This window comes from Rhizobium sp. FG113 (assembly GCF_057809895.1).
This window is the reverse complement of sequence record NZ_JBMDKV010000006.1, coordinates 218,250-230,809: the sequence shown is the minus strand read 5'-3', so window position 1 is coordinate 230,809 and position 12,560 is coordinate 218,250. Positions and strand designations below refer to the sequence as shown.

Below are 12,560 nucleotides of genomic sequence, written 5' to 3'. Positions count from 1 at the left end.
CCTTTGCGCGGTTCGGCAGGCTACTTCCTTCCCGAGTGTTGTGGGCCTGATCAAGCCTTTGCGGCCACTGGAAGACGGAACGGTGCACCAAGCCGATTGAAGGCGTTCATCGCAGCGATGGTGATCGTCAGATCGACCAGATCCTTCGGTTCGAAAGCTGCAGCGGCAGCGGCATAAGCCTCGTCCGACGCATGGGTCTGGCTGACGTTGGTCACTTCCTCTGCCCAGGCGAGAGCGGCGCGTTCCTGGTCGTTGAACAGGTGAGGCACCTCGTGCCACACCGGAACCAGCGTGATCTTGTCGACGGACATCGTCTTGCGCAGATCGCGGCTATGCATGTCGATGCAGTGGGCGCAGCCGTTGATCTGCGACACGCGCAGGAAAACGAGGTGGACTAGCTCGGCCGGCAGGTTTGTCTTGGCGGTGACATAGTGGTGAACACCGAAGAGCGCCTTGGCACCCTCGGGGGCGACTTCGGACCAATTCATTCGGGACATCTTGTTTTCCTTTCTTGAGGACGCGGCTTTCCATTCGCCGGAGAAGCCGTCGTCGGGTGATCTGTGGTTTAGCGAATGGTTTTCGGAGGGACGCTCTACGGCTTGCGCGGCGTCGTCAGGACGATGTCGTCGGTATCGACGACGAAGACGGCGAGCAGCTTCGCCGGTTCGATCTTGCTGGCATTGGCGCTGACGTCGTGGCGGTCTCCCGGCAGCTCGGTGAAGTTCTGGCCGGCGGTAAAGGTCTTCGTCTCGCCACCGTTCACGGCGCTCTGGATCGCTCCCTCAAGGACCGTGGCGTAGATCAGCGCGGACTTCGCATGCGTGTGGGCGGAGCTCTAGCCGCCGGGGCCATACTCGACGAGGACGCCCTTGACGCTCTTGCCGGGAACGTCGGGCAGGGGATGCTCGTAGACGAGGGTCACCTTGGCATCCTTCGTGTCGTATGCGAGGCCGGACTTTTTCACGTCATGAGCGGACGCGGTGGCAAGGAACGCCGCGAGTGCCGCAGCCGCATAGAGAATGGTCTTCATGATCGTGCGCTCCTCTCAAGCCTTCAGCCATTCAGCGATGGTGATCCGGCCCTTAATGCACTCTTCGCCAGGAACCAGTGAGCCTTTGGCGACAGGGGCGCCGAAGTAGTCGACTGCGGCGTCTGCGGTCACCTTCCTGCCGTCACCCTTCGCAGCGAGATACGCCCGGACAAAGGATTCGAACGATGCGCGCTCGGGTCCCGCAAGATCGATGGTTCCATTCTTCGGTTCGCCGAGCGCGGCTTCCACCAGAGCGGCGGCGACGTCGCTGGCCGCGATCGGCTGGAAGTCGATTTCCGGCACCTTCACCGCGCCGTCGGCTGCATAGGCGCCGGTCAGGGTTTCGATAAACTCGTGGAACTGCGTTGCTCGGACGATGGTATAGGCCTGGCCCGAGGTCGCGACGGCCTCTTCCTGCGCCACCTTGCCGGCCATGTAAGGATTGGCCCCAAGCTGGTCGGCATTGACGATCGAGAGGGCGACGTGATGGCGCACGCCCGCGGCCTGTTCGGCGCTCGTCAAGTTCCGGCTGGACGTCTCGAAGAAGTCGGTGATGACGTCCTTGTCGAACGACATCATGTTCGAAACGTCGATGACGGCGTCGGCGCCCGCGAGGGCGGCTTCCAGTCCTTCTCTCGTGTAGGCATTGATGCCGTTGCGGGAGCTTGCGGCGACCGCTTCATGGCCGGCATCCTGCAGCAGCTCGACTGCCTTCGAGCCGATCAGGCCCGTCCCGCCGATGACGACGACCTTCTTTAACTTGGTCATGGTGCTTTCTCCTATGACGAGGCGCGATTACCCGTCTTGCGTTCGTGGAGTTCGAGAAAGGCGCATCCGCGAGCGGCGATGCCGCCGTCGTCGTCTGCGCCGAGGTCCGCCAGAAGGCCCGCGACGGACACCTTGGCGAGTTCCGCGCGATAGGCCTTCTCGGCCTTCAGCATCGCGGCGTTGATCTGGCAGGGCTTGGTGAAGTAGCGCTGCGGAAGAGGGTTCGGTCCACGCTGGCGGATCTCTGCGCATCGGAACGCGGGCGCTGGACCCTCGACCGCGAGGACGATGTCGAGAAGGCTGATGTCCTTCGGCGCCCTGGCCAGACGGTAGCCGCCCTTCGGGCCCGGCGTCGTCGCGACGATCCCGGCGCCGGAAAGCGACTGCAGGTGCTTCAAGAGGTAGCTCGTCGAAACGCCGTGCAATTCCGCCAGGGCGGCCGCCGAAAGCACGCCGTCCTCAGACAAGCCGGCCAGGAACGCCACGCAATGGATGGCCTGTTCTACGCCTTCGCTCAGTTTCATGTTGCATCTCCTAATCGTGGATATAAAATGTCTATGATTTAGATCGGTGTCAATACGGGATCGAAATGACTGCTGGAAAATCGGAATATGAGATCAGAAAACGGAGTTTCGGGCGGACGGTGCCTGACCATAGTCGGCAAGCTCACAACGAGCTGAAACACATTGCAGGAGCAACAATGACGACCAAACTACAACTCTCGTCGACGCCAGAGGGCATCGTCCCCGCACTTCTCGCCCACCTCAATTCGCTGGACGTCGAGACCATGCTCGGCTTCTACGACGCCGAAGGGATGATCGTCGATGCTTCCGGAATGCCGCATGTCGGCAGAGAAGCCATCGGCAAGGAGCTCGCGAAGTACTTCAGCCTCGGCCTGCAGATGTCGATCACCCAGCGCCACCTGTTCGTCGCCGGCGACGTTGCGTCTCTTATCCTCGACTGGTCGTATGTCGGAACGGCAAGGGATGGTACCGAGATCAACATGGTCGCGACAGCCACCGATATCGCGCGGAGGGGATCGGACGGCCTCTGGCGCTACCTGATCGATAATCCGTTCGGCTCGATGCAGAGGAACCCAGCCTGATGGCGGACGCCGCGGAAACATCGGTTACGGCGACAGCGCTCGCGTTCCGCGGCGTCGTCACCACCGGCGTCTACTGCCGGACAAGCTGCGTTTCTCGTCCTCCTCGACCGGAGAACATGCGCCGGTTCGCTTGCGTTTTGGAGGCGGAGGCTGCGGGCTTTCGTCCGTGCCGTAGATGCCGCCCAGACAACGACGAGTTCGCACGAAGAAACAGCGATCTCGTCGCGGAGGCCTGTAGACTGATTGATGCCGGAGACAGTTCGCCTTCGGTGTCCGCCCTCGCACACGCTCTCGGGATCAGCGAGGGACACTTCCACCGGATTTTCCGAAAACACATGGGGATGACTCCGCGCGCATATATTCAGGAAAGGCGCGCAGAGCTTTTGCGGGATGGACTGAAGCCGGGCAAATCGATCACGTCGACATTCTACGAAGCGGGATACGGCTCAAGCGGACGCTTTTATGCCGTCTCGAACAAGGCGCTCGGCATGGTCCCGGCCGACTACAGGGCAGGTGGGCGCCGGGAAAGAATCAGGTTTGCCATCGGCCAGACCTCCCTGGGCTCGATCCTCGTCGCGTCGAGCGACAATGGCGTCGTCGCGATACTGCTCGGCGACGATCCGGCCGCTCTTCTTATCGATCTGCAGGAGCGGTTTTCGAGAGCCATTCTAGTCGGAGGCGACAACGACTACGAGCAGATCGTTGCTCGGGTCGTCGGAATTGTGGAGGCGCCGCAGGTGGGACTCGACCTTCCGCTTGATCTGCGAGGGACCGCTTTTCAACGGAGGGTCTGGCTTGCACTTCGAGAAGTCCCGCCCGGCCAGACGGTGAGCTACGAGGAGCTTGCCCGAAGGATCGGGAGCGGGAAGCGAGGCAAGGCCGTCGCCAGCGCCTGCGCCAGCAATCCTCTTGCCGTCGCAATCCCTTGCCATCGCGTAACAAAGACCGACGGCTCCTTCTTCCGTTACACTTGGGTCTGGAACGCAAGGGTGAACTTTTGAACAGGGAAGAAGCTGCGGCTAGGTTGGAGAGGTGAGCGAGGGGGCACCTGACATATTTAAAACCGCGTCAAAGCCGCTGAACTTGTGCGTTTCCTTGAAATGCCAGCACGTGAAATTGGCAAACCTGTCGCGCTTTTCTGCCGACTTGAAGCTTCGCATCGGTCCAACAGAGCAGCAGACGCCGAGAATGTCGCATGCAATCACTGTTCGCCTTACTCAAGTTCGGCCACATCGCGTTAGATATCAGCGTGATGAAGGATTTGGAAATGTGCAGGTCGCTGGTTCGTATCCGCTCAAGGCGACCGTTTGTTAGAGCGTGGAACTATCGCGACGAGCGAAATTTCCCTTCTGCTAAACCAGAAGACAACCACACCGAGGAGTCGCCTATTTTTTCGTCGTGCTTAATTTTCAAGCTTGACACAGTAAGCAAGCGTGACATTGTAAAGCGGTTTAGTAAAGCGCTTTACAAGACGATGGCGATTAAGCTGTCACGGGAAAATGATGTCTGGCAATCGAGCTACAAGCCTGAAGGACGTTGCTGAAGCCGCCGGCGTGTCGGTCACGACAGTGTCGCGGCTTTTGAATGGTTCGCTTCAGCTTCCTCTCGACACCAAGGAGCGCATCGAGAAGGCAATAAGGGATCTTCGGTACCAGCCTAACCCGCATGCTCGCCGTCTGAGTCGCGGTCGTTCGGAGACGATCGGGCTTGTGGTGCCTGATATCGCCAATCCATTTTTCGCGACGTTCGTAGCTGCCGTAGAGCAAGAGGCGGATAGGCGCGGCCTTGCCCTGTCGCTGCACGTAACGTTGAACCGTCCCGGCCGCGAGGTCTCATACGTGACAGCGCTTGCGCGCAACCATGTCGATGGCCTTATATTCGTGACCAATCACCCGGACGACGGAGAGCTGGGTGCGTTGATCAACCAGACCGGCAAGGTGGTTATCGTCGACGAAGATGTGCCGAGCGCCATGGTGCCAAAGCTTTTTTGCGACAACGAGGAGGGCGGTTATCTTGCTGGCCGGCATCTTGCGGACCACGGGCATCGACGCGTGGTCTATATCGGCGGCCCGAAAGACATGATCAGTACCCGCCGCCGCTCCTCGGGCTTGGAGCGGGCACTTATGGAGCGGGGGGGGGCGTTCGAAGTGACCCGCTACGAAGGCAGCTTCACGGTGGAATTCGGTCGGCAAGCTGCACACCGGTTTATCGATGAGGGCAAGCAGGCAACGGGAATCTTCGCCAGTTCGGACGAAATAGCGATTGGCTTGATCGAGGTGCTGCTTGCCGAGGGCGTCTCCATTCCCGGCGAGGTCTCGGTGATCGGCTTCGATGACGTGAGCCCCTTGCATCTTTTCGCACCGCCGCTCACCGCCATCCGCCAGCCCGTTCGGGCGCTTGGCGAGCGGGCGCTGGCGCTGCTTCTCGAAACAAACTGGCAGGAGCCGGAGAGCTTGCACTCCGAGGAACTGCTGCCTGTCGAAATCGTCGTGCGGAACTCCGTTGCACCGCCGGCGAAAAATAAAAAGCAACGAAGATGAACCTAACCAGAGGAACTAGACATGAGTATTCTGACACGCAGGACGTTTACGACTGCACTCGCAACCACCGTCCTTGCCGGCATCTCGTTCGGAAGTGCATTTGCCGCTGAGAAGACCTTTGCGCTTGTCCAGATCAACCAGCAGGCGCTGTTCTTCAACCAGATGAACGAAGGCGCGCAGAAGGCGGCCGATGCCGCTGGCGCCAAGCTGGTGATCTTCAACGCGAACAACGATCCGGCCGCGCAGAACAGCGCGATCGAGACCTATATCCAGCAGAAGGTCGATGGCCTTGCGGTCGTTGCCATCGACGTCAACGGCATCATGCCGGCCGTGCAGCAGGCCGCTGCGGCGGGCATCCCGGTCGTCGCCATCGATGCGATCCTTCCAGAGGGGCCGCAGAAGGCGCAGATCGGTGTAGACAACGCCAAGGCCGGCGCCGACATGGGCAAGTTCTTCCTCGATTACGTGAAGAGCGACATGGGCGGCAAGGTGAAGTATGGCGTTGTCGGCGCGTTGAATTCCTTCATCCAGAACGTCCGCCAGGAAGGCTTCGAAAAGACCGTCAAGGGTGCCGAGGGTGTAACTATCGCCGACGTTGTCGATGGCCAGAATATCCAGGACAACGCACTTGCCGCCGCTGAAAACCTGATCACTGGCAACCCCGACATGACCGCCGTCTACGCCACCGGCGAACCGGCTTTGATGGGCGCCATTGCCGCTGTCGAAAGCCAGGGCAAGCAGTCTTCCGTCAAGGTCTTCGGTTGGGATCTGACGGCGCAGGCGATCGCCGGGATCGACGCGGGCTATGTCACCGCCGTCATCCAGCAGGATCCGTCCGCCATGGGTGCGGCCGCCGTTGATGCCCTGAAGAAGGTGTCGGACGGCGGAACCGTCGAGAAGACGATCTCGGTGCCGATCACCATTGTCACCAAGGCGAACGTCGAACCCTACCGGGCTGTTTTCAAATGATGTCTGACCGACAGCACCCAACCGCTGTCGCAGGAGCCGGGGGCGGAGAGATCCTCCCCCGGCAGTCCGGCGAAAGCGGCATTCGCCAGCCCCGCATTTCATTGAAGGGCATCCGCAAGAATTTCGGCTCGCATCAGGCGCTGCGCGGCGTCGATCTCGACATCTATCCCGGCGAATGCCTGGGACTGGTTGGTGATAACGCAGCCGGCAAGTCAACGCTGACCAAGGTCATCTCCGGCACCTATATCCCGGATGACGGCACGATCGCCGTCGATGGTGAGGCTGTTCGCTTCGGCGGACCGGCCGATGCGCGCGACCGCAATATCGAAATGGTGTTCCAGGATCTCAGCCTGTGTGACCATGTCGACGTGGTCGGCAATCTGTTTCTCGGCCGGGAACTGACAAAGGGGCCGTTCCTCGACAGGCCTCGCATGCTGACCGAGGCCCGCGCAATGCTCGATGCGCTCGAAATCCGCATTCCGCGTCTTGGCGCCAAGGTGGAAAAACTGTCGGGCGGCCAGCGGCAGGCGATCGCGATTGCGCGTGCCGCGTCCTTCAATCCGAAGGTGCTGATCATGGATGAGCCGACATCCGCTCTCGCCGTTGCGGAAGTCGAGGCCGTGCTCAACCTGATCAACCGGGTCAAGGCCAAGGGCGTCTCGGTTATCCTGATCACCCACCGCCTGCAGGATCTCTTCCGCGTCTGCGATCGCATTGCCGTCATGTATGAAGGCACCAAGGTTGCCGAGCGCGATATTGCCAAGACCGACCTGCAAGACCTCGTGCAGCTTATCGTCGGAGGGCAGAAGCATTGAGCGCCTATACCGAACGTTCCGCCGGATCGCCGGTCGCAGACTTCCTTTCCGAGCACGCGCAGGTGTTGTCCATCACTGCGTTCTTCCTCGCCTGCCTCGTGTTCTTCTCCGCCACCACCGACACGTTCTTGACGCTCGGCAATATCCTAAACGTCGTGCGCCAGGCGGCTCCCATCTTGGTCGTTGCGGTGGCGATGACGCTCGTCATCATCACCGGCGGAATCGACCTTTCGGTCGGTTCGCAGGTGGCGCTGGTCAATGCGGTAGCCGCGATCATCATGGCCATGGGCTATCCATGGCCGACAGTCGTGATCAGCATGATCGCCTTCGGCGCGCTGATGGGCATTGCCCAAGGCTGGTTCGTGGCCTATCAGCGCATCCCGGCCTTCATCGTCACGCTCGCGGGCCTCTCCATTCTGCGTGGTTTCGCGCTGTGGCTGACGCAGGGTTATTCTATCCCCATCAAGGATGCGCCCGGCTTCTTCTGGCTCGGCCGGGGAGAATTCCTCGGACTTCCGGTGCCGGCGCTGATCGCCGTGCTGGTGGCCGTGATCGGCTACGTTGTCATCGCCTACACGAAGTACGGCCGGCAGGTCGTGGCCGTCGGCTCCAATCTCGAGGCCGCCCGCCGTGTCGGCATGCCGGCGAAATGGATCGTGGCCTCGGTCTACATGGTGTCGGGCATTGCCTGCGCATTGGCTGGTCTTCTGATTGCCGCCCGCCTGGGCTCCGGCTCGTCGAACGCAGCCGTCGGCTTTGAACTGCAGGTCATCGCGGCCGTGGTGCTCGGCGGCACGTCACTGATGGGCGGCCGCGGCAGCATTCTCGGAACCGTTCTTGGAACACTGACCATCGCCGTCATCGGCAACGGGTTGATCCTGCTGCACATCTCGCCCTTCTTCACACAGATCGTGACGGGCGCGATCATCCTTGTGGCAATCTGGCTCAACACCAAGATCTTCACCACCAACTTCCGCTTCGGCGGAAAGAAGAAGTGAGGGCGATATGAGCGAACTCTCGCAAGCCCATGTACGCTCGGGCAAGGTGATGACGGTGGCGGGAGCTATTCCCGCTTCCTCTCTCGGCATCACGCTGATGCACGAGCATATCCTTAACGACTGCCGCTGCTGGTGGCACGCGCCGAAAACGCCGGAGCGCCAGTATCTTGCCGACAGCTTCGTCTGCATGGAGATCCTCAGCGAACTGCATCAGGATCCCTTCGTCAATAAACACAATATCACACTGGATGATGAGCCGTTGGCCGTCATCGAGCTTAAGGACTTTGCATCACACGGAGGCCATACGGTCGTCGAGCCGACCTGCCAGGGTATCGGCCGCGATCCCCTAGCGCTAAAGCGCATATCGCAGCGTTCGGGCCTCAACATCATCATGGGGGCCGGCTATTATCTGGGGTCGTCGCATCCGGCCAAGGTCGCCGGAATGACGATCGACCAAATCGCCGACGAGATCGTTCAGGAAGCGACTGTCGGTGTCGATGGGACTGATATCAAGGTCGGATTGATCGGTGAGATCGGCGTATCCTCGGATTTCACGGATCAGGAGGAGAAGTCGTTGCGCGCAGCGGCCCGGGCGCAGGCGCGCACCGGCCTTCCGCTGATGGTGCATCTGCCGGGGTGGTTCAGGCTCGGGCACAAGGTGCTCGACATCGCCGCTGAGGAGGGGGCGGAGCTTCGCCATACCGTGCTCTGCCACATGAACCCGTCGCACGACGATATCGCCTATCAGGGCGAACTCGCCTCGCGCGGCGCTTTCCTGGAATATGACATGATCGGCATGGATTTCTTCTACGCCGATCAGCAGGTCCAGTGCCCGAGCGACGAGGAAGCGGCGCGTGCCATCGTCAAGCTGGTGGAGCAGGGGCACATCGACCGCATCCTGCTCTCCCACGACGTCTTCCTGAAGATGATGCTGACGCGCTATGGCGGCAATGGATATGCCTACATACTCAAGCATTTTCTGCCACGGCTGAAGCGTCACGGGCTGACGGATCAACAGCTCGACATTCTCATGCGCGACAATCCGAGATCGGTATTCGAGGCCAAGGCCTGATCGCCAAATGACTATAGAAATGGAAAGACCATGACCAAGAAAGTCCTCCTCGTCGGCGAGAGCTGGGTCAGCTCCGCCACCCACTACAAAGGCTTCGACCAGTTCGGCAGCGTCACCTTCCATCTCGGCGCCGAGCCGCTGGTGAAAGCGCTCGAAGGCAGCGAGTACCAGCTGACCTACATGCCGGCCCACGAGGCTGTCGAGAAATTTCCCTTCGATATGGAGGGGCTCGACACATACGACGTGATCATCCTGTCGGATATCGGTGCCAATTCGCTGTTGTTACCGCCCGCCGTATGGCTGCATTCCAAGACCGTGCCGAACCGACTGAAGCTGATTAAGGCCTGGGTCGAAAAAGGCGGCGGCCTGTTGATGGTCGGTGGCTATTTCTCGTTCCAGGGCATCGACGGCAAGGCGCGCTGGCGCCGCACGGCCGTCGAGGATGTACTGCCCGTCACTTGCTTGCCTTATGACGACCGCGTCGAGATTCCAGAGGGCACCGGAGCCGTCATCATTAAGGCGAACCATCCGACGGTTGCCGGCATGGACGGTGAATGGCCGGTGCTGCTCGGTGTCAACGAGGTAGAGGTGCGCGATCGTCCCGATGTCGAAGTGATCGCCCGCCTGCCGGATGATCAGGGTGGCCATCCGCTGCTCGTCACGGGTACGTTCGGTAGGGGACGAAGCGCGGCCTGGACGTCCGATATCGGGCCGCACTGGCTATCGCCCGCTTTCTGCGAATGGGAAGGCTACGGCCGTCTTTGGAAGAACATTCTCGGCTGGCTGAGCGACAATCGCTGAGGCGTCGATGGCATCCGGCGCGCTTCAGCGCGCCAGGATCGCCCGAAGTTCCTCGCTGGTCGGGAAAGCCGAACGGGTGCCGCGGCGGCTGACGGTCAGAGCGGAGGCGGATGCGGCATGGCCGATGGCGCGGGTGTCGAGTTTGACGCCGCGCAAAGCGGCTGACGCCAGCGCCACGGCCATGAAAGTGTCGCCGGCGCCTGTGGTGTCGATCGCCCTGGTGGCTATGGCCGGGATGGTGGCAATCGCCGCCGAACGGCTTGCCAGCAGCGCTCCGTCGCTGCCAAGCGTCAGAACAACGTGGCGGACCCCTGACTGCAGCAGCTTTTCGGTCGCTGCTGTGTCGGACGAACCGGTGAGGCTTTCCGCCTCGCCTCGGTTCAGGAAGGCGATGTCGACCAGCGGCCAGAAGTCGCCGAAATAGGGCCTTAGAGGCGAGGGGTTAAAGGCTGTGACGAGGCCACGGCGGCGGGCTTCCTGAAGCAGGCCGAGCGTGGTTGCCGCGTTCAGATTGCCCTGCAGGACCATGAGGTCGCCGGCAGCGGCGGTGTCGAGCGCGGCGATGGCTTCTTCCGGCGTCAGCGAGCCGGCTGAATCGGTGGTGGTGACGATGGCGTTTTCGCCATCGGGCGTGGTGAAAATGATGGAGAAGTCGCTGGAACGTCCGGCAAGCGCGATCAGCTTGGCCTCAACCGGTTCCGGCGCCATTTGATTGCGAATGGTCTGGGCGCGGAAATCCTCGCCCACGGCCGCGACGAGGGTGGTGGGGAGGCCGGTGCGCGCCATGACCACCGCCTGGTTCGCACCCTTGCCGCCAAGGTCGCGCGTTTCTTCGCGGCCGAGGATCGAAGCTCCGGCTTCCGGCATTGTTGACACGGATATGGTTTCGTCGACAGCGACGTTACCGATGACATGAGCACGAACATTGGCAGGCATGGCTGGCCTTCGAAAGGAAATGAAAATGCAGACGATTTCGGATAATAATTCAAGCGCCATAAGGGAAATATTCGGCACTGACAAGGCACTGATCGGGATGATCCATTGCTCGCCCTTTCCCGGCGCCCCTCGCTATCGAGGCACGAGTGTCGACGCGATCTACGACGTGGCGATGCGCGATGCGGAGGCGCTGGTTGAAGGCGGGCTGCACGGTCTGATCATTGAGAACCATGGCGATATTCCCTTCTCCAAGCCCGACGATATCGGCCCCGAGACATCCGCCTTCATGTCTGTTGTCACCGACCGGATCGGTCGCGCCACGGGCATTCCGATGGGCATCAACGTGCTTGCCAACGCGCCGATTCCGGCGTTTGCCATCGCCATGGCTGGCGGCGCCAAGTTCATTCGCGTCAACCAGTGGGCCAACGCCTATGTCGCCAACGAAGGCTTCATGGAAGGCCGTGCGGCCGAGGCGATGCGCTATCGTTCGGCCCTGCGTGCCGAGCACATCAAGGTCTTCGCAGACAGCCATGTGAAGCATGGCGCGCATGCGATCACCGCCGACCGGACGATCGAGGAACTGACCCGCGATCTCGCCTTCTTCGACGCCGACGTGGTGATTGCCACCGGCCAGCGCACCGGCAATTCTGCGACCGTGGAAGAGATCGATACCATCGGTGCGGCGACCCACCTGCCGCTGCTCGTCGGTTCCGGCGTTACCAAGGACAACATCGTCGAAATCCTGAAGCGCACCAACGGCGTCATCGTCGCCTCATCGCTGAAGGAAGGCGGCGTCTGGTGGAATCCAGTGGAACTCGCCCGCGTCAAAGCCTTCGTCGAAGCGGCGCGTCCGGGTCTGGAGGCCTGATATGAGCGAGACCCTCTCCGAGCAAATCCTGCGTGAAAATGCCGCCGTCCTAGATGCGATGGTCAACCATCGCTTCGTAGAGGACATCAAGGCCAACCGACTTTCGAAGGAGGTTTTCGAGCGCTACCTCGTGTTCGAGGGCGCCTTCGTGGATACCGCAATTTCGATCTTCGCCTTTGCCGCCGCCAAGGCAGAGACGATCGTCCAGAAGCGGTGGCTGATCGGCGTTCTGGATGCGCTGGCCAACCAACAGATCGCCTATTTCGAAAAGACCTTTGCCGAGCGCGGCATCGATCCTGCGGCCTATAACACGGCGATGCCCGAAGTGGCGGCGTTCCGCGACGGTATGCTGACGATCTGCCGCGATGGCGGCTACCTTGATACCGTCGCGGCGATGTTCGCCGCCGAGTGGATGTACTGGACGTGGTCGAAGGAGGCTGCCCGTTGCACGATGAGCGATCCGCTGCTCAAGGCGTGGGTGGACCTGCACGCGCACGAAGACTTCGCCGCCCAAGCGCTGTGGCTGAAGGCGGAGCTCGATATGGCCGGCGAGGGCATGAGCACGGTGAAGCGGTCTCGCCTCAGTGCCATCTTCGGCCGCGCGCAGGCACTGGAAATCGCCTTCCACGACGCTCCCTATCTCTGAGGTAATCCATCC

The 12,560-nt window shown here is 61.2% G+C and carries 15 protein-coding genes and 1 pseudogene; 11 read left to right on the top strand and 5 right to left on the bottom strand.

The window, feature by feature from the left end:
- Positions 1-50: 50 nt before the first annotated feature.
- The 4 genes and pseudogenes from ACODTZ_RS17455 to ACODTZ_RS17440 all read right to left on the bottom strand — a co-directional run bounded on the left by ACODTZ_RS17455 (position 51) and on the right by ACODTZ_RS17440 (position 2,322).
- Positions 51-497, bottom strand: a complete 447-nt coding sequence (locus tag ACODTZ_RS17455; RefSeq protein ID WP_244763870.1) for a carboxymuconolactone decarboxylase family protein — start codon at positions 495-497, stop codon at positions 51-53.
- A 95-nt stretch (positions 498-592) separates the two neighbouring features.
- Positions 593-1,030 (bottom strand): annotated as a pseudogene (locus tag ACODTZ_RS17450) (cupin domain-containing protein).
- Positions 1,031-1,045: 15 nt separating this feature from the next.
- On the bottom strand, positions 1,046-1,798 hold the full coding sequence (locus ACODTZ_RS17445) for an SDR family oxidoreductase (RefSeq protein ID WP_489026977.1): 753 nt from the start codon (positions 1,796-1,798) through the stop codon (positions 1,046-1,048).
- 11 nt (positions 1,799-1,809) lie between these two features.
- The gene (locus ACODTZ_RS17440) at positions 1,810-2,322 is read right to left on the bottom strand and encodes an RrF2 family transcriptional regulator (RefSeq protein WP_489026976.1); all 513 of its coding nucleotides are present in this window, start codon (positions 2,320-2,322) and stop codon (positions 1,810-1,812) included.
- A 176-nt stretch (positions 2,323-2,498) separates the two neighbouring features.
- Between ACODTZ_RS17440 and ACODTZ_RS17435 the strand changes: the two genes are divergently transcribed.
- The 9 genes from ACODTZ_RS17435 to ACODTZ_RS17395 all read left to right on the top strand — a co-directional run bounded on the left by ACODTZ_RS17435 (position 2,499) and on the right by ACODTZ_RS17395 (position 10,098).
- Positions 2,499-2,903 (top strand): YybH family protein, encoded by a 405-nt coding sequence (locus ACODTZ_RS17435; RefSeq protein WP_244763874.1) that lies wholly within the window; start codon positions 2,499-2,501, stop codon positions 2,901-2,903.
- Positions 2,903-3,904 carry a bifunctional transcriptional activator/DNA repair enzyme AdaA gene (locus ACODTZ_RS17430; protein WP_489026975.1) on the top strand — a complete coding sequence of 334 codons (1,002 nt, stop codon included), beginning with the start codon at positions 2,903-2,905 and terminating at the stop codon, positions 3,902-3,904. The genes ACODTZ_RS17435 and ACODTZ_RS17430 overlap by 1 nt, the downstream gene beginning before the upstream one ends.
- A 194-nt stretch (positions 3,905-4,098) precedes the next feature.
- A complete protein-coding gene (locus ACODTZ_RS17425; RefSeq protein ID WP_489026974.1) occupies positions 4,099-4,446 on the top strand; it encodes a hypothetical protein in 348 nt (115 codons plus the stop codon).
- Positions 4,406-5,443, top strand: a complete 1,038-nt coding sequence (locus ACODTZ_RS17420; protein WP_489026973.1) for a LacI family DNA-binding transcriptional regulator — start codon at positions 4,406-4,408, stop codon at positions 5,441-5,443. Before ACODTZ_RS17425 ends, ACODTZ_RS17420 begins: the two co-directional genes overlap by 41 nt.
- Positions 5,444-5,464: 21 nt before the next feature.
- Positions 5,465-6,412, top strand: a complete 948-nt coding sequence (locus ACODTZ_RS17415) for an ABC transporter substrate-binding protein (protein WP_489026972.1) — start codon at positions 5,465-5,467, stop codon at positions 6,410-6,412.
- Entirely contained in the window at positions 6,409-7,227 is an 819-nt protein-coding gene (locus tag ACODTZ_RS17410; protein WP_489026971.1) for an ATP-binding cassette domain-containing protein, read from the top strand. The genes ACODTZ_RS17415 and ACODTZ_RS17410 overlap by 4 nt, the downstream gene beginning before the upstream one ends.
- A complete protein-coding gene (locus ACODTZ_RS17405; RefSeq protein WP_489026970.1) occupies positions 7,224-8,225 on the top strand; it encodes an ABC transporter permease in 1,002 nt (333 codons plus the stop codon). The genes ACODTZ_RS17410 and ACODTZ_RS17405 overlap by 4 nt, the downstream gene beginning before the upstream one ends.
- A 7-nt stretch (positions 8,226-8,232) precedes the next feature.
- Positions 8,233-9,297, top strand: coding sequence for a phosphotriesterase family protein (locus ACODTZ_RS17400; protein ID WP_489026969.1), 1,065 nt, complete (start codon positions 8,233-8,235; stop codon positions 9,295-9,297).
- A gap of 30 nt (positions 9,298-9,327) precedes the next feature.
- Positions 9,328-10,098 (top strand): glutamine amidotransferase, encoded by a 771-nt coding sequence (locus ACODTZ_RS17395; RefSeq protein ID WP_489026968.1) that lies wholly within the window; start codon positions 9,328-9,330, stop codon positions 10,096-10,098.
- A gap of 24 nt (positions 10,099-10,122) precedes the next feature.
- Here ACODTZ_RS17395 and ACODTZ_RS17390 read toward each other — a convergent pair whose 3' ends face one another.
- Positions 10,123-11,034, bottom strand: a complete 912-nt coding sequence (locus ACODTZ_RS17390) for a ribokinase (RefSeq protein WP_489026967.1) — start codon at positions 11,032-11,034, stop codon at positions 10,123-10,125.
- Between the two features lie 25 nt (positions 11,035-11,059).
- Here ACODTZ_RS17390 and ACODTZ_RS17385 point away from each other — a divergent pair, with 25 nt between their 5' ends.
- Both ACODTZ_RS17385 and ACODTZ_RS17380 read left to right on the top strand, forming a co-directional pair.
- Positions 11,060-11,902 carry a BtpA/SgcQ family protein gene (locus ACODTZ_RS17385; RefSeq protein ID WP_489026966.1) on the top strand — a complete coding sequence of 281 codons (843 nt, stop codon included), beginning with the start codon at positions 11,060-11,062 and terminating at the stop codon, positions 11,900-11,902.
- A 1-nt stretch (position 11,903) separates the two neighbouring features.
- On the top strand, positions 11,904-12,548 hold the full coding sequence (locus tag ACODTZ_RS17380; protein ID WP_489026965.1) for a TenA family protein: 645 nt from the start codon (positions 11,904-11,906) through the stop codon (positions 12,546-12,548).
- Positions 12,549-12,560: the final 12 nt, after the last annotated feature.